This is a genomic window from Kribbella sp. NPDC050124, from assembly GCF_044460355.1.
Taxonomy (GTDB): Bacteria; Actinomycetota; Actinomycetes; order Propionibacteriales; family Kribbellaceae; genus Kribbella.
Map to the genome: position 1 here is coordinate 142,954 of NZ_JBITJU010000010.1, position 20,565 is coordinate 163,518.

Consider the following 20,565-nt stretch of genomic DNA (forward strand, 5'->3'; position numbering starts at 1 on the left):
CCCTTGCCCTCAATGTCTCAGGGCCGTACCTCGTACACCAGGTTGAACGGCGTCTGCGCGACCGTGCGGAACCTGGTGAAGCCGGCAGCCGTCGTGACGTCCCGGATGCGTGCCGGACCAGCCTGCGTGCCCAGTGCGAGTCCGACTGGCTGGGACAGCGACCCAGGAGTGCACAGCAGGGTCGAGAAGCCGTAGTACGCGCGGCCGACCGGGTTGAGGTTGTCCTCGACCTTGTCGCCGGCCATCGGCTCCACCACCATCCAGGTGCCGTCCGCTGCGAGCGACTCCCGCACGTGGCGGGCAGCGCCGACCGGGTCACCCATGTCGTGCAGTGCGTCGAACGTCGTCACCAGGTCGTACCCGGACCCGCTGAAGCCGTCCGCCGGCGCAGCCTCGAAGCTGATCCGCAGCCCGGCCTCCGCCGCCCGCAGCCGGGCCGTCTCGATGGACTCCTGGTGGTAGTCCGACCCGACGAACTCGGACCGCGGGAAGGCCTCGGCCATCAGGATCGTCGAGGACCCGTGGCCGCAGCCGATGTCCGCCACCTTCGCGCCACGCTCCAGCTTGGCCACCACGCCGTCGAGCGCGGGCAGCCAACTGGTCAGCAGGTTCGCGTTGTACGACGGCCGGAAGAACCGCTCGCACCCGACATGTACGTCGGACGTGTGCTCGTGCCAACCGATGCCCGCACCGCTCCGGGCCGCCTCGATCGTCTCCGTGGTGTGCTGCACAGTGCCGAGCGCGATCTGGAAGAAGCCAGGCAGGTACGCCGGGCTGCTCGGATCCGTCAGCGCCACAGTCTGCTCCGGCGGCAGCGTGTACTCGCCGGTGCTCGGGTCGTACTCGACGTACCCGCCCGCGGCCTGCGCGTTCAGCCACTCCCGTGTGTAGTGCTCGCTGGTGTTGGTGCGCTCGGCCAGCTCTCCTGGTGTCGCCGGTCCGCCGTCGGCGAGTGCCTGGTAGTAGCCGAGCCGGTCGCCCATTACCACCAGCGCCGCGTTCAGTGTCGCCCCCACCTCGTCCACGGCCTGGTAGACCAGCCCCATCAGCTTCTCGCCGTCGATCGCAACAGTCATGTTCTCCGCCCCCTTGCTTGGTCAGTACGGCGAACCTAGGCAAGCCAGCTCGCCCGTCGCATCAGGTGCCCCACCTGGTGCACACTGCGAGACATGCTGATCGGGCGGGAGGCCGAACGCCGGGCGATCGAGCAGCTGGTCGCGGGGGCCCGGGTGGGGGTGGCCGGCGTGCTGCTGGTCACCGGCGAGCCGGGCATCGGGAAGACCGCCCTCCTGGACGAGGCCGCCGGCCTCACCGAGGGTCTCCGCCTGCTCCGGGCACGTGGCACCGAAGCCGAGCAGGACGTGCCCTTCGGAGCCCTCCACCAGCTCCTCCGTCCCGCCCTGACAGACCTCGACCGCATCCCGCGTCCACAGCGGGCGGCGCTCGCTGCTGCGCTGGCCCTCAGTCCCGGCGACAGCACGCCTGACCGGTTCGCGGTCGGTGCCGCGACCCTCAGCCTGATCTGCCGGTACGCCGAGCAGACACCGGTCGCCGTGATCGTCGACGACGCGCACCTGCTCGACCGTCCGTCGGCCGAAGCCCTGCTGTTCGCGGCACGGCGCCTGCTCGCCGACCCGATCATGTTGCTGATCGCCGCCCGGCAGCACGAGTCGCACCCACTCGCAGAGGCCGACCTGCCTGCGCTCCTCCTCGATGGCGTGCCGTTGGCAGCCGCGCAGCAACTCGTGCACGGCCTGCCGGTCGATCTGGTGGCCCAGCTGCATCGGACCGTCGCCGGCAACCCGCTAGCGCTGTTGGAGCTTGCCGGTGAACCTGACGAAATGCGCCGACTGCCTCCTGGTGTGCCCGTGCCTGTCCCGGCCTTGCTCGCGGAGGCCTTCACTACAAGGGCAAACCGGCTCAGCCCTGCTGCACGCACTGCACTACTCGCGGCAGCTGTCGACGACGGTGAGCTAGGGGTGGTGGCAAGGACTTGCAAGGAGTTGGGAGTCGACGTCGGAGCGCTCGCCGAAGCGGAAAGCGCTGCGCTGGTGGCCATTCGCGATGGTCGTGTCGAGTTCCGCCATCCGCTGGTCCGGTCGGCGATCTACACGAGTGCTGACGCGGCGGAGCGCCGTACTGTGCATCGGGCGGTGGCTGCAGCTACGCAGGACGAGGACAAGCGGGCGTGGCATCTGTCCGAGACCGTGCTTGGCTTTGACGACCAGGTGGCGTTCAGGCTCTACGTCGCGGCGGAGCATGCGGCAGGGCGTGGTGCGCACTCGGTCGCGGCCACTGCCTACGAGCGCTCGGCTCGGCTGAGCGACGTACTGGCGGACCGTGCGGCCAGACTGGTCGCTGCAGGTGAGTCCGCTTGGTCCGCGGGCCTCCCCGACTGGGCCGACGCTCTGCTGGACGAAGTACTGGCGCTGCAGCTACCGCCGACGATCAAGCTTCGCGCGCAGGAGGTCCGCGGCGACATCGAGGTCAAGTGCGGTTCACCTGCTCGAGCACGCGACATCCTGCTCGCAGCCGCCGCCGAAAGTCAGGACGAGGCCACGGCCACCGTGCTACTGGCCGATGCGGTCAGCGCGTGCTTCCGGAGCTGTGACACGGCGACGGCGTTGACCGCTGCGGAACAGATCGACCGCCTGCTGCCTGCTGTCGAGCGCCAAGGGCCGCGGATCATCGGCATGCTGGCCAGCGGCGTCGCCAAGATCCTTGCCGGGCAGGGCGGGATCGATCAGATCCGTCAGGCGGTCGACCTGGCTCCATCGGTCGAGCTCGACCGCGACCGGCGGCGGCAGGTGTGGATGTCGATCGCGGCGCTGTTCCTGCGGGAGAGTGGAACTGGCAGGGCTTTGCTGCAGCAGGCGATGCTGGAGCGACGGGACCAGGTTGCTCTGGGTGCGCTGCCGGGTTTGCTGTTCGTGCTGGCCCGCGACGACGCCACCACCGACCGCTGGGCCGACGCTGTCACGTCGTACGACGAAGGAGTCCGGCTGGCGCGGGAGACCGGTCAGACGACCGAGCTGGCGATGAACCTGGCCGGTCTTGCCTGGCTGGCGGCGCACCAGGGCCGGGCAAAGTGCCAGCAGCTTGCGGCGGAGGCGCTGCGTATTTGTACTGAGCGGGAGATCCATCTGGGCACGGTGTGGTCGCTGTTCGCGCTGGGCGACTACGAGCTGGGTCGTGGCGATCCGGCTGCGGCGCTACCGCAGTACGAACGGCTGGTCGACGTACTGACGTCCAACGGGCTCAAGGACCCGGATCTGTCGCCGGCGCCGGAGTTGGTGGAGGTGTACCTGCGGCTGGGGCGGTCCGGTGAGGCAGCAGCGGCGGCGGGGGAGTACGTCGTACAGGCGGAGGCCAAGGGGCAGCCGTGGTCGTTGGCGCGCGCGGCTCGGGTGCTTGGCGTGGTGGAGGAGAGCGAGGAGGCGTTCGAACGGGCGCTGCGGTGGCATACGGAGACGCTGGACGTGTTCGAGCGGGCGAGGACGCAGCTCGCGTACGGCGCCTGGCTCCGGCGCGCACGCAGGCGAGTGGACGCACGGGCGCAGTTGCGGGCCGCTGTTGAAGCGTTTGATCAACTCGGAGCCGCCGGCTGGGCCGACCAGGCGGCCACGGAGCTGAAGGCGACCGGGGAGACCGCGCGACGCCGTGTGCCGAGTACGGCGGACGAGCTGACGCCTCAGGAGCGTCAGATCGCGCTGCTGCTCGCGGACGGGCAGAGTATCCGCGAGGTCGCGGCCCGGTTGTTCCTCAGCCCGAAGACCGTCGAGTACCACCTGCGCAAGGTCTACGCGAAGCTCGGCATCCACTCCCGCACCGAGCTCGTGGACGTGCTGAACAACGGGTGAACCCCCGCTGAATCACATCGATGGGATTGTGGCGGGTTTGGCAATGGATGGCATCCTTGGCCGGGTGACGGAGTTGATGGAGGCGGCGCGAGAGCTGCTCAGTATCGCGATGGCCTCGCATTGGCTGCTGCTCGTGCTGTTCCTGGCGGCCGCGATCGACGCGGTGTTCCCGGTGATCCCGAGCGAGGGTCTGGTGGTCACGGCCGGCATGGCCGCCGCCGCGGGACACCAGAACCTGCTGCTGGTGATCGTGCTGGCGATGCTCGGTTCGGTGATCGGCGAGTCCGTCTGCTACTTCATGGGTCGCGGGTCCGGCCCGGCTCTGCACCGCTGGATGAAGCGCCAGGAACGCAGACAGGCGGCGTACGAGAAGGTGTCCGCCGCGTTGCACTCCCGCGGCGGACTGATCCTCATGACGGTCCGCTACGTCCCCGGCGCGCGCATGGTCGCCACCCTGGCCGCCGGCGCGACCCGTTACTCGTTCAAGAAGTTCTTCGTCTTCACCTTCGCCGGCGTCTCCATCGCCTACACGTACGTCGCTCTGCTCGGCTACCTGGGAGGTGACGCGTTCGCGCACGACTCGCTGAAGGCGCTCGGCTTCAGCCTCAGCCTGGCGTTCCTGATCGGCCTGGTGATCGAGACCTCCCGCCGGATCGCCGTACGGCGCCGCGCCGCCAAGGTCATCGCCGAGTAGCCAGCTCCCCGACCGCGGCGGCGACCAGCTCCACCTCCTCCTTGGTGTTGTAGTAGTGCGGCGACAGCCGCAGGCACCACTGCACGCCCTTGTCGCCGAAGTCGTACTGCGCGAACTCGCGGAAGCTCAGCGCCGAGTTGATCCGCTGCCGGTCCAGCTCCGCCTTGAACGGCGCGCTCTCCCAGCCGTCGATGCTGAACGTCACCAACGCCGCCGGGTCCGGTGCCTGGTCGAGCACAGTCACGCCTGGCAGCGGCCTGAGCCGGTCCCGCAGCACGCCCGCCAGCCGTCGTGACCGGCTGCCACCTGCCTCGATCCCGACCGCACGTGCGTACCGGACCGCCTCCGCGCACCCGAGCAGAGCGGCGTACGGGAACTCCCAGTCCTCGAACCGTGCCGCCGTCCCCACCGGCTGATAGCTGTCGGGACCGTCCCACTGCGCGCCGTACATGTCGATGTACTGCGGCTCGTGGCCCGCACGCAGGACGCGGTCGGACACATAGAGGAAGCCCGTGCCCCGCGGTCCCCGCAGGAACTTGCGCGGTGTCGCGGTCAGGAAGTCGCAACCGATCTCCTGTACGTCGATGGGCAGCTGACCGACCGACTGGCACGCGTCGACCAGGTACAGCAGGTCGAGCTCGCGGCAGTGGCGGCCGATCTCGGCCACCGGCTGGATCAGCCCGGAGTTCGTCGGCACGTGGGTGGCGGCGACCAGCCGTGGCCGGTGCTTGCGCATCAGCTCGGCCATCGCGGCCACGTCGACGCCACCCTCCGGCAGGTCCGGGGCATGCATTACTTCGACGCCACGCCGGCGTCCGAGGGACAGGAAGGCGATCTGGTTCGAGACGAAGTCGTTCCGGGTGGTCAGGATGACGTCGCCCGGCGCGAAGTCGATGGCGGACAGGGCGGTCGAGTAGGCGTGCGTTGCACTACTGGCGAAGGCGATGTTGCCCGGCTCGGCGTTGAGCAGTGCCGCGACCTCGGAGTAGAAGCCGCGGACTGCGGCCTCGCGCTGCGCCGCGGCCTCGTAGCCGCCGATCGTCGCCTCGAGTTCCAGATGCTCCTGGATTGCGGCGAGAACCGGTCGGGGGAGCAGCCCGCAACCGGCGTTGTTGAAGTGCACGACGTGCTCGACGCCGGGGGTGTCGGCCCGCAGCGAGTCCAGTAGCAATTCCTCAGCAGTTGCAGTAGCGCTATTGTTGGCTCTCATGAATGACAGTACCACTTCGGTCAGCGCGTTGGTCGGTGAGCTGCGCCGCACGGTCGCCGGCCTGCGCCCGGGCGATCGAATGCCGGCCAGTCGGGAGCTGATGGCCGAGCACGAGGTCGGGCCGGGGACTGTGTCCCGGGCGATCGCGCGGCTGGTCGCCGAGGGTCTGGTCGTGGCGCGTCCAGGCAGTGGCACGTACGTCGCCCCTCGCCGCCAGGCCGCGAGACCGGCCGATCTGGGGTGGCAGTCGCTCGCGCTGGCCGATCGCACCATCGACACCAGATCGGTTGCCGACGATCTCGGCGTACCGGTGGAGGGGGCGGTGATGCTGGACGGCGGGTACCTGCATCGGTCGCTGCAGCCCGGTAAGGCGATGACTGCGGCGCTGGTGCGGGCGGCTCGGCGGCCCGATGCGTGGGACCGGGCGCCGATCAGCGGTCTCGCGCCGTTGCGGTCGCTGTTCGCAGCCTCGGTGGACGCGACGCCGGAGGACGTCCTGATCACTGCGGGTGGGCAGAACGCGTTGTCGATCGCCTTCAGGGCTCTGGCCGCCCCGGGCAGCCCGGTGTTGGTCGAGTCGCCGACGTACCACGGGGCGCTCGCGGCGGCTCGGAGCGCCGGACTGCGGCCGGTTCCGGTGCCTGTCGACGCGGACGGCGTCCGGCCCGATCTGCTCGCCGAGGCGTTCGAGCAGACCGGTTCACGGGTCTTCTACTGTCAGCCGGCGCACCACAATCCCACCGGTGCGGAGCTCACCGCTGAGCGGCGAGTGCAGGTCCTGGACATTGCCCGGGCGGCGAACGCCTTCGTGATCGAGGACGATGCCTCCCGACTGCTCAGTCACGGGACCAGTACGCCGCGACCGCTGCTGACCGACGATGCGCAGGGCACAGTGGTTTACCTGACGTCGTTGACCAAGCTAACTGCGCCCAGCTTCCGGATCGGTGCGCTGATTGCGCGTGGGCCGGTAGCGGAGCGGCTGCGGGCGAGTCGGCACGTCGATGACTTCTTCGTCGCGCGGCCGCTGCAGGAGGCAGCGGTGGAGCTACTCGGGTCGTCCGGCTGGGATCGGCACCTTCGCGCTTTGGCGCCCGAGCTACGGCGTCGCTGCCGGGTCCTGGCCACTGCGCTCGGTGAGCTGCTGCCCGAGTGGACCGTCGACAGGCTGCCGACGGGTGGGCTGCATCTGTGGGTGCGGTTGCCCTCGGCCGACGATGAGCTGCGGCTGCAGGCGGAGGCGTCGGCTCGGCGAGTGGTTGTCGGTGCTGGTGCTCGGCATTTCGCTGCTGAGCCGCCAGGCGCATACCTGCGGTTGAACTTCGCAGCCGCTGCCAGCGAGGTCGAACTGGTGGAGAGTGTGCAGCGCCTGGCTGCATGACGCGTCTGTCCCGACTTCGCCGCAACCGCGTGTCACTGACCAACAGCCCGACGTCCGCTGTGTCAGTAACATCGAGCTGACTGCGTGGCTCACCAAGTACGGCGTGCCGCGGTCCACCTAGAGGCGCAGGTAGCCGTACGCGCTCTGCCAGGTGCCGCCGGACTTGATCCGCCCGACCACCAGCCGCTGCAACGTGGTGTCCTGCGGCAGCTCGTCCAGCTTGTCGAGACCGTGCGTACGGAAGGTGAAGAAGATCGCGCTGTCCTGGCTGTCGTTCGCTTCCCCGTACGGCGTGAAGCGGCGGCCGAAACGGACCATGTTCGAGTCCGGCGGCAGGTTGTCGAGCAGGTACGGGTCGATCAGCCAGGACCACAGGTTGGCCGTCTTCACCGGGTACTCCGGGAAGTAGCGCGGGAAGAACTCCCGGGCCTGCGCGAGGCTGTCGTCGACGAGCTCGGGCGTCAGCGGACCGGTCTCCGGGATGTGGACGCCGATGATCCACTCACCCGGCTCGGTCCCGGGCACCGGCTTGTCGGCCGGGACCTGGTGCAGCAGGTACTGCAGCCGTCCGAGTGCGTAGAGCTGGCCGGTCCAGTGGATCGTCATCCACCAGTGCGTTTCCAGGCCGTACTCGCCGAAGGTACGGCGATGCACCTTGAGCTGCTGCCCGAGGTCGGCCAGCGAGGCCCAGCTGATGTCGTCCGGGATCCCGCGCTCGGCGTGGAAGCGCCGGATGTCCGGCAACGTGTCGAGGAAGGCCTGGACCGAGTTGCGCGGGTCCTCGGGCATCCGCAGTTGCGGCTCGGCGCCGAGCTTGCCGAGCTCCGCCCGCAGTTGGTCGGCCAGGTCCTTCACGACGGCGGGGTCCGCCTCGAAGGCCTCGGCGGCCGCGCGGTCCTCGTCGCTGAACCCCAGCAGGCGGTACTCCTCGGCAGTTGTCACTCGCCAACGGTATCCGATACCTACGAGTCAGAGACTTACCGCTCCTCGGCCAGACCGAGGTAGAGGATTTTCGGATCCGCCGGGCTGAACGCCAGCGACGGGATACGCCGTGGCGCCCGGCCCAGGCTGTATGAGCGGGCACTGACATCCGAGGCCAGCACTGCCGGTGGCGGACCCACGACATGACGTGAAGCGGTCATATCGTGAGCCCGTGGTCGCCTACCTCCGCGTTCCTCCACCCGACGAGCAGCGAGACGTCGTCGAGCACTACTGGATGGTGGAGTCCGCGGGCTCCAGCGAGGTGCAACGCCAGATCCTGATCCCGAACGGCCGACCGGCCCTCGCGGTCGCGCTGGCAGAACCGGGCCGGCGGCACGACCCGGTGAGCGGTGCCCAGTGGGTCAACGACGCCTCCCTGTTCGGGATCATGACCAGGCCGCACGTCCTCACGCAGTCCGGCCCGTCGAGCTACGCCGGGGTGGAGCTGAAGCCTTGGGGAGTCGCGGCACTCGGCATCTCCGGCGGGCTGGTCGACGGCGTGCTGTCGCTGGACGATTGGCTTGGCCAAGGTACGACGGACAGGTTGGTGCGGGCGCTTCGGCGGCAGGAGTTCGGTGAGGCACGCGCGGTCGAGCTGGCGGCCTTCCTGCAGCCGCAGGTCCGTGCGCTGCGGACGGACCTGGTGAATCGCGCCGTCGGGTTGGTCGACGAGAGTCGTGGTGGACTGCCGGTGGCGACGTTGGCTGCCGAGCTCGGTACGTCGTACTCGACCTTGCATCGTGTGTTCAGTGCGATGACCGGTGTGGGGCCGAAGAAGTTCAGTGAGATCGTGCGGTTCTTCCACTTCGTCGGTGGGCTGCTCGACGGGCCGTCCGGGGCAGCTGCGACGTTGGCGGCGCTGCACGGGTACTACGACCAGGCGCACGCGGCGCGGGATTTCAAGCGGTACACGGGGGTGAGCGCGTCGTCGTTCCGGGAGGTGGCGAACGGGATCGCCGCGCTGATGCATGAGAGATCTGTCCAAGACACCGGCGGGCCGACCGAGACAGGCTGAGTGCACAGACCTCGGACATCGAAGGAGTGCACGGTGGGACGGATCATCCATGTCGAGCTGACCGCTACCGACCTGGATCGGGCGGCGGCCTTCTACGCAACGGCGTTCGGCTGGACGACGGAGGCGTCGCCGTTCGTTGGCGGCTACCTGGTCGCGTCGACCGGGCCGGGCGACGGGATCGACGGCGCGATCATGACGCGGGACTACCAGCAGCAGCCCGCGATTCCGTGGATCGCTGTCGAGGACCTCGACGCTGCGCTGAATGCGGTGGCCGACGGCGGTGGGGCGGTAGCGAGCGACCCGCAGGAGCTTCCCGGGGTCGGGCGGCTCGCGTACGTCCGGGACCCCGACGGCAACCTGCTGGGGGTGCGCCAGCCGGCCGGCTGAGGTCAGCCGGCGGCGGTGTCGATGTGGCGGGCGAGGACGAGGTCGTTGTCCGTGATGCCGCCGGCGTCGTGGCTGCTGACCTTGAAGGTGATGGTGGTCCAGCGGATGTCGATGTCCGGGTGGTGGTTCATCGACTCGGCCAGCTGGGCGACCGTCGCGACCAGGCGGATGCCGTCCAGGAACGTCTCCCGCTTGATGCTGCGGACCAGCGCGTTGTCCGCGAACTTCCACAGCGGCAGGTGGTCGCGGATCGCAGCGTCGATCTGGTCATCGGTCAGCAGTTCAGCCATGCGCCACACTCTAGACCGAATCGGCCCGCCGTACTCGACCCGCGGTCAGCAGGGCGGCGAGGGCGAGCCCGGCGTCGGTGGTGATGATGGCGCCGAACACCCATGGCTGGGGGTCTTCGGCGTTCAGGGCGAGCAAGGTACCGCTGACCGCGAGCGCGGTGGCGATACTCATCGTTGCCGCCATCTGGGCCGAGCTGCTGTTGCGGCCGGAGTTGCCGGCGTCGGACAGGTCGAGCGTGAGCACCGACAGGCTCGACGAGCTGAGACCCATGCCGATGCCCGCGAATCCCCAGCCGATCAAGCCGAACCAGCTGCTCGCATCCGTCCACGCCAGCAGTGAGGTGATCACCAGGCCCACGGTCATGAAGGCAAGGCCCGTCCGAAGTACGTTCACTCGCTGGATGCCGTGGTCCCGACCTTGCAACCAGGACCCGAACGCCCAGCTCGTGCCGGTGATCGAGAGCGTCACGCCCGCCCGCGACGGACTGAAGTGGTGCTGCAACGTGAGCAGGAGCGGCAGATACGCACCCACACCCGCGAACGCCGCACTGCCAAGCCCGCGCACCGCGACCACGGCCGGGAATCCGCGCTGCGCAACGAACGTCCCCTTCGGCATCACGCGTACGGCGGTCAGCCCGAGCACCACCAGCGCCGCCGGGATCGCGATCCCACCGAGCATCGGATGCGCCCCGAGGTGATCACCCGCCAGCGTCATCGAGAACAAGGCCACCGACCCCGCCAAGGCCCACGGCAGAGCAGCCCGCCTGGCCTCCAGCTCGGCCGCATCCTCCGCACTGCGCTCCGGCGCCGGCGCATGAGCAGCTTGCCGCATCGCCGGGCCGAGCAACATCCAACTCGGCACGATCAGCAGCACCGCCCCGAGAAACACCCACCGCCAGCCGAACTGCTCGGTCACCACACCGGTCAGCACCGGGCCGAACAGCGACGGCAGGATCCACATCGCGGCGAACAGCGAGAACATCTTCGGCCGCAGTACGGCGGGCAGCGCGCGAGCGACCAGCACCATCAGGGAGACGTCGAGCAGTCCCTCGGCCAGCCCACTGAGCAATCGGCCCGCGACCACCATTGGCATCGCCGTCGCCGTACCGACCAGCAACTGCGCCAAGGTGAAGGCGATCGCGCCGGTGCGCAGGGTCGGGATCGGGCCGCGCCGGTCGGACCACAGGCCGGCGATCGCAAGCGAGATCAGGAAGCTGGCGTTGGGCGCCGCGTTCGCCAGCCCGAAGCTGCCGAGCGCGTCGAACTCGCGGACCATCGTCGGCAACGCCGTACCGACCGCACGGTTCTCCAGCGCGCTCAGAGTGACCAGGCCGATCACACCGAGCACGAGCGGTAGGTGGCGCCCGCTGAACAGCCGGGGCGGGGGCGTCACGGGTGCGATGGTAGAGGACATGCCGGACATCCTCGAAGCTCAAGCCCGCTTGAAGTCAAGGGCGGCTGCTGTCTGGCAGACGGAAAACCAGGACCAGGACGCGGAGGACCAGGACCACGCAGATCACCAGGAGGTTGTAGGCGAACAGTTGGTAGAGCGTCATCGTCGCCGTGATCTTCGGGCCACCGGGCGTCCCGAGCAGCAGCACCGCCATCAGCCCGGCGGTGGCGCCGAGGACGGCGAGCAACGCCTGGTGGAGCAGGGTGGTGATGTGCCGGCGGTCGCGGTCGTCGGCGAACAACCGGACGTTCAGGCCGAGGCGTCCGCTCTCGGCCGCGGCGGCGATCCGGTCGATACGGCGGGGGAGTCGCCGCAACGTGGGCAACAACGTGGCGAGTTCCTCGGTCGCCGTACGGCGTAACGCGTCCGGCGCCAGGCGGTCCGTCACATGCGCCGCGGCGAACTGTCGGGATGCGGCAACGAGGTCGAAGCCGGGGGAGATCCGCGAGATCGTGCCCTCGATGGTGGCCAGCGCGCGGAACACCGCGGCCACCTCCGGAGGTACGCCGAGATCGTGCGACGTGATGATCTTGAACAGGTCGTTGAACATCGCCGGACCCAGCGCCACACCGGCGGCGAGGTGCCGGGTCATGAACTGGCCGACGGCGCGTTCGAGACTGCGCTCGTCGATGACGTCCGGGCGATAGACGATCTCCAGCAGGGCGTCCGTCGCGGCGACCGGGTCACCGTGGTCGACTGCGAGCAGGAACCGCTGCAGCGCCTCGCGAGTGGCCGGGTCGAGTCGACCGACCGAGCCCAGGTCGAGCATGCCGATCCGGCCGTCCGTCAGCAGCAGGAAGTTGCCGGGATGCGGGTCGGCGTGGAAGACGCCGTCGATCGCGACCTGGCCGAGCAGGCAGTCGAACAGCGTGCGGCCGAGCCTGGCCGGGTTCAGGCCACGGTCGGCGATCGCTGCGGCGGCGTTGCCGAGGCCGATGCCGTCCAGTCGCTGCATCGTCAGCACGCGACGGGTGCAGGCCCGCGGGTACAGCTCGGGAACGACCAGGTCGTTGTTCGAGGCAACCGATCGCCCGGCCGCGACCGTGGTCATGTTGCCGGCCTCGACGGTGAAGTCGAGCTCCTCGCGCATCGCGTCGGCGAACCCGTCGGCCAGCGCGCGGACGCCCATCGCGCGGCCCCAGTCGGTGTTCCGCTCCAGCAGCCGGGCCAGTCGCCGGACGATGTCGAGGTCCCGCTCGACGACCGCGCCGATGCCGGGACGCTGGACCTTGACCACGACATCGTGTCCCTCGGGCAGGCGGGCCTTGTGCACCTGGGCGACACTCGCGGCCGCGAGCGGCTCGGTGTCGAAGTCGGCGTACAACTGGAGCGGTGGTGCGCCGAGCTCGTCGGTGAGGACGGACTCGATGTCCGGCCACGGCGCCGGGGACACCTGGTCCTGCAGGCGGCTCAGCTCGTCGGCGACCGAGGCGGGGATGATGTCGCTGCGGGTGGACAGCACCTGACCGAGCTTGACGAACGTGACACCGGCCTCGTCGAGCGCCAGCCGGAGCGACCTGGCGAGCTCGGCCTGGTTGGCGGCGTTCTCCCGGCCGGGGCGGCGACGGCCGCGGATGTACGGCCCGAGGCCGTGCCGGATCGCGATCCGGAGGATTTGCAGGTAGCGCTTGGTCCGGGCGATCCGGCCGGTCAGGTCACGGCGCAGATCGCGGGCCCGGGGCAACGACCCGGTCGGGACGATGGCCTCGGCGAGGACCAGGAAGATCAGCCCGGACAGCACCGAGCACAGCGTGGTCAGGGCGAACAACGCGAACGCGGCGGCACCCGGCCCCTCGAACGGCGGCGGCCCGACCAGCCCCTGTGCGATCGGGTTGAACAACGCCAGCGTCAGCCCGGCACCCACCGCCAGCCGCACCAGCCCGAAGCGCACGCCCAGCAACCGCTGCGCCACCGGCACGAAGATCACCATGAAGATGACGATGTTGACGAGCCCGAAAACCACCACGTCCATGGCCGGAACCCTAGGCGCTGCGAGGGTTCGGCCGGATCACCCACGCGAGGGAGCAGATGCCTGGCAGGCCACCCAAAAAGGGCGTTTGCCACCCGGAATCCGGGTGGCAAACCCCGCAACTGGTGGGTCAACCCACCAAAGGTGCGCGCGGCTCAGGCTGGGCGGCGGCGGATCTTGTTGCCGAGCCAGACCAGCGGGTCGTACTTGCGGTCGGCGACGCGTTCCTTCATCGGGATCAGCGCGTTGTCGGTGATCTTGATGTGCTCGGGGCACACCTCGGTGCAGCACTTGGTGATGTTGCAGAAGCCCAGTCCGTGTTGCTCCTGCGCCGCGTGCTGGCGGTCGGCGGCGTCGAGCGGGTGCATGTCCAGCTCGGCGATCCGCATCAGGAACCGCGGACCGGAGAAGCTCTCCTTGTTCTCCTCGTGGTCCCGGATCACGTGACAGGTGTCCTGACACAGGAAGCACTCGATGCACTTGCGGAACTCCTGCGAGCGCTCGACGTCGACCTGCTTCATCCGGTACTCGCCGGGCTTCAGGTCCGCCGGCGGGCTGAACGCCGGGACCTCCCGGGCCTTGGTGTAGTTGTACGAGACGTCGGTGACCAGGTCCCGCATCACCGGGAACGTGCGCATCGGCGTGACCGTGACGACCTCGTCCTCTTCGAACGTGTTCATCCGGCACATGCACATCAGCTTCGGCATGCCGTTGATCTCGGCGCTGCAGGAGCCGCACTTGCCGGCCTTGCAGTTCCAGCGGACCGCCAAGTCCGGCGCCTGCGTCGCCTGCAGCCGGTGGATCACGTCGAGGACGACCTCGCCCTCGTTCACCTCGACCTCGTAGTCCTTGAGCTCACCGCCCTCGGAGTCCCCTCGCCAGACGCGGAATTTCCCCTGGTAACTCATGTGGCGGGCAGCTCCTCATCCGTCAGGTACTTCTTCAGTTCGTCGAGCTCGAACAGTTCGAGCAGGTCGTCCCGCATCGGGATCTGCTCCTTCTCGGTCACGTTCACGCCGCCGTCGGCGTCGAGCCCGCAGACCAGCAGCTTCTTGCGCCACTCCGCCGACATGCCCGGGTAGTCGTCGCGGGTGTGGCCGCCGCGCGACTCCTGCCGCTGCAGCGCCGCCTTCGCCACGCACTCCGAGACGGTCAGCATGTTGCGCAGGTCGAGGGCCAGGTGCCAGCCGGGATTGAACTGCCGGTGACCCTCCACCGTCATCTTCGCGATCCGGCCGCGGAACTCGGCCAGCCGGCCGAGCGCCTGCTCCATCTCCTCTTCCTTGCGGATGATGCCGACCAGGTCGTTCATCGACTGCTGCAGTTCCTGGTGGATCGAGTACGGGTTCTCGCCGCCCTCGAGCTCGAACGGCGCCAGCGCCTCGGCGGCGGCCGCGTCGATGTCGTCCTCGGCGATCTTCGGCCGCTCCTGCAGGGAGTCGACGTACATCGCCGCGCCCATGCCGGCCCGGCGGCCGAACACCAGCAGGTCGGACAGCGAGTTGCCACCCAGCCGGTTCGAGCCGTGCATCCCGCCCGCCACCTCACCGGCCGCGAACAGGCCGGGTACGACGGACTGCGCGGTGTCCGGGTCGACCTCGACGCCACCCATCACGTAGTGACAGGTCGGGCCCACCTCCATCGGCTCCGCGGTGATGTCGACGTCCGCGAGCTCCTTGAACTGGTGGTGCATCGACGGCAGCCGGCGGGTGATCTCCTCGGCCGGTAGCCGCGACGACACGTCCAGGAACACCCCGCCGTGCGGCGTGCCGCGGCCGGCCTTCACCTCGGAGTTGATCGCCCGGGCGACCTCGTCCCGCGGCAGCAGCTCCGGTGGGCGCCGGTTGTTGTCCGGGTCCTTGTACCAGCGGTCCGCCTCGTCCTCGGTCTCGGCGTACTGCGCCCGGAACACGTCCGGCACGTACTCGAACATGAACCGCTTGCCCTCGGAGTTCTTCAGCACGCCGCCGTCACCGCGGACCGACTCGGTGACCAGGATGCCCTTCACCGACGGCGGCCAGACCATGCCGGTCGGGTGGAACTGGATGAACTCCATGTTGATCAGCGTCGCGCCGGCCCGCATCGCCAGCGCGTGACCGTCACCGGTGTACTCCCACGAGTTCGACGTCACCTTGAAGGACTTGCCGACGCCGCCGGTGGCCAGCACCACGGCCGGGGCGTCGAACAGGATGAACCGGCCGGACTCGCGCCAGTACCCGAACGCGCCGGAAATGCGTTCGGTGTCGCCGTCTGTGTTGTCGAGGAGCAGCTCGGTGACCGTGCACTCGGCGTAGACCTTGAGGTTGGCCTCGTAGTCGCCGGTCTCCTGGAAGTCCTCCTGCTGCAGCGAGACGATCTTCTGCTGCAGGGTGCGGATCAGCTCCAGGCCGGTGCGGTCGCCGACGTGCGCCAGCCGCGGGTAGGTGTGCCCGCCGAAGTTGCGCTGGCTGATCCGGCCGTCCGGGGTCCGGTCGAACAGGGCGCCGTAAGTCTCCAGCTCCCAGACCCGGTCCGGGGCCTCCTGCGCGTGCAGCTCGGCCATCCGCCAGTTGTTCAGGAACTTGCCGCCGCGCATCGTGTCGCGGTAGTGCACCTGCCAGTTGTCGTTGGAGTTCGCGTTGCCCATGGCGGCCGCGCAGCCGCCCTCGGCCATCACGGTGTGCGCCTTGCCGAACAGCGACTTGCACACGATCGCGGTGCGCTTGCCCTGTTCGCGGGCCTCGATCGCCGCCCGCAGGCCGGCGCCGCCGGCCCCGATCACGACGACGTCGTAGGAGTGTCGTTCGAGCTCAGTCATGACAGAGAAAGTCCGTATCAGTTGAAGAAGCGCAGGTCGGAGAACCAGCCGGCCGACAACGCCATGATGTAGGCGTCGGTCAGGATCACGGTGAACAGCGACGTCATCGCGAAGGTGCCGTGCTTGGGGTTCAGCTTGGACACGAAGGTCCAGTACCGGTAGCGCAACGGGTGCTTGGAGAAGTTCTTCAGCCGGCCGCCGACGATGTGCCGGCAGGCGTGGCAGGACAGCGTGTACAGCCAGAGCATCACCAGGTTCACCCAGATGATGACCGTGCCCAGGCCGATGCCGAAGCCGCCGTCCTTGCCGTGGAAGGCGAGGATGCCGTCGTACACGTTGAGCAGGCCGAAGACCACCGCGCCGTAGAAGAAGTAGCGGTGCAGGTTCAGGGCGACCAGCGGGAACTTGCGCTCACCGGTGTACTTCTTGTGCGGCTCCGGGACCGCGCAGGCGGCCGGCGCGAAGAACAGCGACCGGTAGCCGGCCTTGCGGTAGTAGTAGCAGGTGCCGCGGAAGCCGGCCAGCACCGCGAACGTGATGATGCTGAGCGGCAGGAACACCGGGAACTTGGGGAACCAGGTGCCCAGGTGGCTGGAGCCCTCGACGCAGGAGTCGCTGATGCACGGGGAGTACAGCGGGGTGAGGTAGTGGTAGGCGTCGACCCAGTACCACTGGTTCATGAAGATCCGCACCGTCGCGTAGACGATGAAGAAGCCCAGGATCACCCCGATCCGCAGCGGCGCCAGCCACCAGCGATCGGTTCTGAGAGTTTTCTGCCCGATCTGCGCGCGACCGGGTGCGCTTACCCCAGTGGCCATCAGGGGGCGTGCCGATCCGGCGCGCCGAAGCCTTCGTGTTCCGCGTCGGTCCACATGGACGCGTCATACTCCACGTCGGGAATCTCCTCGAGTTCCTCCGGAACGGGTCCGGGTCTGTGACGGGGGTCGGGAGGGCCGAGCTCGGCCAGGTCGTCGTTCAGCCTGGCCACGTCCGACACCAACCGGCGAATGCCGAGGGTGTCACCGTACTCCTGGCTCAGTTTCCCGACGGCCGCATGCAGCGTCTCGAGCGCGCGGACGACTGCGGCAACGCCGCTGTTGCCCTCACTGTTCAACTCAGGACTCATGCCGACTCCAGTGATGGTTTTGTGGCTGTCAGTATGCGCACACTTTGCCTCCGCCGGGCGCGCGGGGGAAGACCCCTCGGCACGGCGTGTTTCTTGTAAGGCTTACCTCAGTTGCGGAGCGCCGTCGAGTGCAGTAATGGGGTGAATCCGGCCTTCAGGACAACAAGATTCGCCGGTGGCGTGAGTACGGCGACCTCGTGCAGGCCACGTGGCCGGACCGGCTCGCCGTACCCCTCCCAGGACCAGGGTCGCACGTGCTGGTCGAGCACCAGCGCGGGCCGGCCGTCGAACCGGATCATCGCGCCGTCCGGCAGTTCGTCGAGCTCCTGGACGGTGGTGCGCTGCTGCCGGGTGCGCGGGTCGACGCGCTCGAGGTGGAGCTGTGCGTCCATGACGGGGGCGCGGGGCCGCTCGTCGAGACCCCGGCCGACGGCCCAGGCGCCGGCGTACCGAAGGAAGTCCCTGCGGCGGCAGTAATGGCACGGGCGATGGCCGGCCGCGAGGGCGACGGCCTCGTCGAAGAAGAACAGGGCGGTCCACCGGCCCGGCGGCATCGGATCGCGCTGGACGCCCTTCCAATCGAGCACGCAGCAGATCCACGCCTTCGACCGCCAGCGGGTGGTACCGAGTCGGCGGTCCGGGCCGTGCAAGGTGCCGCGGTTGCCCATCAGCAGGCCGCGGCCCGGGTCGGCGACGATCTCCTGGGTCGGCAGGACCCTGTTCTGCAGCGGCACGATCAGATCCTCTCGCGGGCCACCGACAGTTCGTCTGGCACAGTGCGTGTCCGTGACTGAACTGCAGGTGGTGATCGGGGTCGCGGTGATACGGCACGGTCAGGTGCTGGCCGCGTTGCGGTCCGGGCCGGACGGCGGCTGGGAGTTCCCCGGCGGCAAGGTCGAGCCAGGCGAGACCGAGCCTGCCGCGGGGGTCCGGGAGCTGGCCGAGGAACTCGGCGTACGGATCGAAGTGGGGGAGTCGCTCGGCGTCGCCGTACCGATCAACGAAACGTATGTGCTGCGGGTCTACGCGGCCGAACTCGTGGCCGGAATGCCGGTTCCGCACGAGCACGGCGAGCTCCGCTGGGTCGGCGCCGGCGAGCTCGACGGGCTCGACTGGCTGCCGGCCGACCGGCCGTTCCTGCCGGCGGTTCGCAGATTGCTCACCTGATTGCTCAGGTTCTCCGCCTGAACTGCTCAGTTGTCCTACCTGAACAGTCACGATTCGGTGACTAGCGCTCCCGCTGGTTGGCGTCCACACTGCGAGATACGTAGGGTTCCCGGGAACCCCCGGGAGGTCCGGGGGCGGCTGGGGGTGCACTCACAGTTGAAGGGGCGAGGTGACGTTCAATGACGCTGGGGGTGTCGGAGGCGCAGAGCCCGGATGAGGGACTGCCGGCAGATCATCTGGTCGAGACCACCGAGGCGAAGGCGATCGAAGGACGGTCGCTCGGTCAGATCGCGTGGGCACGGCTCAAGCGGGACAAGGTCGCGGTTGCCAGCGCGATCGTGATCCTGCTGATCATCGCGGTGGCGGTGTTCGCACCGTTCATCGTGAAGCTGAACGGGTTCCCACCCGATCAGTTCAACAAGACCAACGCAGCCGGTGATCCGCTGCTGAACACCCGGGACGGGGGTATCCCGATCGGTGGGCTCTGGGGCAGTGGCACCAGCAGCGAGCACTGGCTCGGGGTCGAACCGCAGAACGGCCGGGACGTGTTCTCCCGGCTGGTGTACGGCACCCGCGTGTCGCTGCTGGTCGCGCTCGGCGGCACCATCATCGCGGTCATCCTCGGCACCGTCATCGGCATGGTGTCCGGGTACTTCCACGGCTGGGTCGACACGCTGCTCAGCCGGCTGATGGACATCATGCTGAGCTTCCCGACGCTGCTGTTCATCATGGCGCTGACGCCGGTGATCGCGGACCGCGGGCAGGCGATGTTCGGCATACCGGACGACAACAAGCTCCGAATGGGCGTGCTGATGTTCGTCCTCGGGTTCTTCGGCTGGGCCTATCTGGCCCGAATAGTTCGAGGGCAGACGCTGTCGCTGCGAGAACGGGAGTTCGTCGAGGCGGCCAGGTCGCTCGGTGCCGGCCCGATGTACGTGATCTTCAAGCAGGTGCTGCCGAACCTGCTCCCGACGCTGCTCGTCTACACGACCCTGCTGATCCCGAGCTACATCACCGCCGAGGCGGCGCTGTCGTTCCTGGGTGTCGGGATCAAGGAGCCCACCTCGTCGTGGGGCCGGATGATCTCCGACGCCTCGGACTGGATCGAGAGCAACCCGCTCTACCTGTTCTTCCCGGGGATGGCGCTGTTCATCACCGTGCTGGCGTTCAACCTGCTCGGCGACTCGGTCCGCGACGCTCTCGACCCGCGTGCCGGAAGGGGCTGACCGATGGGCCGCTATCTGATCCGCCGTCTGCTGCAGACGGTGCTGATCCTGTTCGTGATCAGCGCGATCACGTTCTTCCTGTTCTGGGCGACCCCGGCCAACCCGGCGCTGCTCATCTGCGGGAAGAACTGCAACACCGAGACGGTCGCCCAGGTCAACGCGACGTACGGGTTCGACGACCCGCTGATCGTGCAGTACGGCACCTACATGCAGGGGCTGGTCAGCCCGGGCGGTCGCACCATCGGTTCCGAGGGCAGCGAGCGGGCGTGCCCGTGGCCGTGCTTCGGCGAGTCGTACCAGAACGGCATCCCGGTCTGGGACTCGATCTCCGACTCGTTCCCGGCGACCCTCTGGCTGGCCGTGGGAGCCGCCGTCCTCTGGCTCGTGGCGGGCGTGATGCTGGGACTTGTCGCGGCCCTGCGCAAGGGCAAGTTCATCGACAAGCTGAGCGTCGGAATAGCCCTGTTCGGCGTGTCCTTCCCGACCCTGGTGTTCGGGTACCTGCTGCTGTACGTCTTCATCGTCAAGCTGCAGTGGCTGCCGTTCCCGGACACGGCGAACGCGGAGTTGTTCACGGTCGGCCCGGTGAACTGGGCGCAGTTCTACATCCTGCCGTGGATGACGCTGGCGCTGGTGTACGCGGCGCTCTACACCCGGCTCACCCGCGCCAACATGATCGACACCATGAACGAGGACTACATCCGGACCGCCCGGGCCAAGGGCCTCGGTGAGCGGAGCGTGGTCTTCAAGCACGGGCTGCGCGCCGCGCTGACGCCGATCGTGACCATCTTCGGCCTCGACCTCGGCGGTCTGCTCGGCGGCGCCGTGATCACCGAGCAGATCTTCAGCATCACCGGGCTGGGCAAGTTCGCGATCGACTCGGTGCTCGGCAACGACCTGCCCGCGATCATGGGCGTCGTGCTGTTCGCGGCGATCTTCGTCGTACTCGCGAACGTGGTCGTCGACATCCTGTACGCCATCATCGACCCGCGCGTGCGGCTTTCCTGAGCAG

The 20,565-nt window shown here is 68.6% G+C and carries 20 protein-coding genes; 8 read left to right on the forward strand and 12 right to left on the reverse strand.

The annotated features are described in order from the left end of the window. Positions 1-17: 17 nt before the first annotated feature. Positions 18-1,076, reverse strand: a complete 1,059-nt coding sequence (locus ACIBL3_RS23665) for a class I SAM-dependent methyltransferase (RefSeq protein WP_396355696.1) — start codon at positions 1,074-1,076, stop codon at positions 18-20. A 93-nt stretch (positions 1,077-1,169) separates the two neighbouring features. On the opposite strand from ACIBL3_RS23665, the gene ACIBL3_RS23670 reads away from it, so the two are divergent. After that, positions 1,170-3,860, forward strand: a complete 2,691-nt coding sequence (locus tag ACIBL3_RS23670; RefSeq protein ID WP_396355697.1) for a LuxR C-terminal-related transcriptional regulator — start codon at positions 1,170-1,172, stop codon at positions 3,858-3,860. Positions 3,861-3,924: 64 nt separating this feature from the next. Beyond that, positions 3,925-4,554, forward strand: a complete 630-nt coding sequence (locus ACIBL3_RS23675) for a DedA family protein (RefSeq protein ID WP_396355698.1) — start codon at positions 3,925-3,927, stop codon at positions 4,552-4,554. Here ACIBL3_RS23675 and ACIBL3_RS23680 read toward each other — a convergent pair. Continuing rightward, positions 4,541-5,764: an aminotransferase class V-fold PLP-dependent enzyme gene (locus ACIBL3_RS23680; RefSeq protein ID WP_396355699.1), complete on the reverse strand. Its 1,224-nt coding sequence runs from the start codon at positions 5,762-5,764 to the stop codon at positions 4,541-4,543. The genes ACIBL3_RS23675 and ACIBL3_RS23680 overlap by 14 nt on opposite strands. Between ACIBL3_RS23680 and ACIBL3_RS23685 the strand changes: the two genes are divergently transcribed. After that, complete coding sequence (locus ACIBL3_RS23685) at positions 5,763-7,142, forward strand: PLP-dependent aminotransferase family protein (RefSeq protein WP_396355700.1); 1,380 nt, start codon at positions 5,763-5,765, stop codon at positions 7,140-7,142. The two genes, ACIBL3_RS23680 and ACIBL3_RS23685, sit on opposite strands and share 2 nt — an antisense overlap. A 117-nt stretch (positions 7,143-7,259) precedes the next feature. Here ACIBL3_RS23685 and ACIBL3_RS23690 read toward each other — a convergent pair whose 3' ends face one another. Together ACIBL3_RS23690 and ACIBL3_RS23695 are read right to left on the reverse strand one after the other, a co-directional pair. Continuing rightward, positions 7,260-8,084 carry an acyltransferase domain-containing protein gene (locus tag ACIBL3_RS23690; protein ID WP_396355701.1) on the reverse strand — a complete coding sequence of 275 codons (825 nt, stop codon included), beginning with the start codon at positions 8,082-8,084 and terminating at the stop codon, positions 7,260-7,262. Positions 8,085-8,119: 35 nt separating this feature from the next. Beyond that, positions 8,120-8,284, reverse strand: a complete 165-nt coding sequence (locus tag ACIBL3_RS23695) for a hypothetical protein (protein ID WP_396355702.1) — start codon at positions 8,282-8,284, stop codon at positions 8,120-8,122. Positions 8,285-8,295: 11 nt separating this feature from the next. Between ACIBL3_RS23695 and ACIBL3_RS23700 the strand changes: the two genes are divergently transcribed. Further along, the gene (locus ACIBL3_RS23700) at positions 8,296-9,138 is read left to right on the forward strand and encodes a helix-turn-helix domain-containing protein (RefSeq protein ID WP_396355703.1); all 843 of its coding nucleotides are present in this window, start codon (positions 8,296-8,298) and stop codon (positions 9,136-9,138) included. A gap of 33 nt (positions 9,139-9,171) precedes the next feature. Beyond that, positions 9,172-9,525 carry a VOC family protein gene (locus tag ACIBL3_RS23705; RefSeq protein ID WP_396355704.1) on the forward strand — a complete coding sequence of 118 codons (354 nt, stop codon included), beginning with the start codon at positions 9,172-9,174 and terminating at the stop codon, positions 9,523-9,525. A gap of 2 nt (positions 9,526-9,527) precedes the next feature. Here ACIBL3_RS23705 and ACIBL3_RS23710 read toward each other — a convergent pair whose 3' ends face one another. The 8 genes from ACIBL3_RS23710 to ACIBL3_RS23745 all read right to left on the reverse strand — a co-directional run bounded on the left by ACIBL3_RS23710 (position 9,528) and on the right by ACIBL3_RS23745 (position 17,894). Then, positions 9,528-9,815 (reverse strand): 4a-hydroxytetrahydrobiopterin dehydratase, encoded by a 288-nt coding sequence (locus ACIBL3_RS23710; protein ID WP_396355705.1) that lies wholly within the window; start codon positions 9,813-9,815, stop codon positions 9,528-9,530. Positions 9,816-9,825: 10 nt separating this feature from the next. After that, positions 9,826-11,208, reverse strand: coding sequence for an MFS transporter (locus ACIBL3_RS23715; RefSeq protein WP_396355706.1), 1,383 nt, complete (start codon positions 11,206-11,208; stop codon positions 9,826-9,828). A 55-nt stretch (positions 11,209-11,263) separates the two neighbouring features. Beyond that, positions 11,264-13,240 carry an ABC1 kinase family protein gene (locus tag ACIBL3_RS23720; RefSeq protein ID WP_396355707.1) on the reverse strand — a complete coding sequence of 659 codons (1,977 nt, stop codon included), beginning with the start codon at positions 13,238-13,240 and terminating at the stop codon, positions 11,264-11,266. 152 nt (positions 13,241-13,392) lie between these two features. Further along, positions 13,393-14,145, reverse strand: a complete 753-nt coding sequence (locus tag ACIBL3_RS23725; protein ID WP_396355708.1) for a succinate dehydrogenase/fumarate reductase iron-sulfur subunit — start codon at positions 14,143-14,145, stop codon at positions 13,393-13,395. Continuing rightward, positions 14,142-16,034: a fumarate reductase/succinate dehydrogenase flavoprotein subunit gene (locus tag ACIBL3_RS23730; protein ID WP_396355709.1), complete on the reverse strand. Its 1,893-nt coding sequence runs from the start codon at positions 16,032-16,034 to the stop codon at positions 14,142-14,144. Before ACIBL3_RS23730 ends, ACIBL3_RS23725 begins: the two co-directional genes overlap by 4 nt. A 17-nt stretch (positions 16,035-16,051) precedes the next feature. Then, entirely contained in the window at positions 16,052-16,852 is an 801-nt protein-coding gene (locus ACIBL3_RS23735; protein WP_396355710.1) for a hypothetical protein, read from the reverse strand. Beyond that, a complete protein-coding gene (locus tag ACIBL3_RS23740) occupies positions 16,852-17,160 on the reverse strand; it encodes a hypothetical protein (RefSeq protein ID WP_396355711.1) in 309 nt (102 codons plus the stop codon). The genes ACIBL3_RS23735 and ACIBL3_RS23740 overlap by 1 nt, the downstream gene beginning before the upstream one ends. Positions 17,161-17,267: 107 nt before the next feature. Continuing rightward, complete coding sequence (locus ACIBL3_RS23745) at positions 17,268-17,894, reverse strand: hypothetical protein (protein WP_396355712.1); 627 nt, start codon at positions 17,892-17,894, stop codon at positions 17,268-17,270. Between the two features lie 52 nt (positions 17,895-17,946). Between ACIBL3_RS23745 and ACIBL3_RS23750 the strand changes: the two genes are divergently transcribed. The 3 genes from ACIBL3_RS23750 (at position 17,947) to ACIBL3_RS23760 (ending at position 20,561) form a co-directional block, all read left to right on the forward strand. Further along, a complete protein-coding gene (locus tag ACIBL3_RS23750; protein WP_396355713.1) occupies positions 17,947-18,327 on the forward strand; it encodes a (deoxy)nucleoside triphosphate pyrophosphohydrolase in 381 nt (126 codons plus the stop codon). Positions 18,328-18,506: 179 nt separating this feature from the next. Continuing rightward, complete coding sequence (locus tag ACIBL3_RS23755; RefSeq protein ID WP_396355714.1) at positions 18,507-19,553, forward strand: ABC transporter permease; 1,047 nt, start codon at positions 18,507-18,509, stop codon at positions 19,551-19,553. Positions 19,554-19,556: 3 nt separating this feature from the next. Further along, positions 19,557-20,561, forward strand: coding sequence for an ABC transporter permease (locus ACIBL3_RS23760; RefSeq protein ID WP_396355715.1), 1,005 nt, complete (start codon positions 19,557-19,559; stop codon positions 20,559-20,561). Positions 20,562-20,565 lie beyond the last annotated feature (4 nt).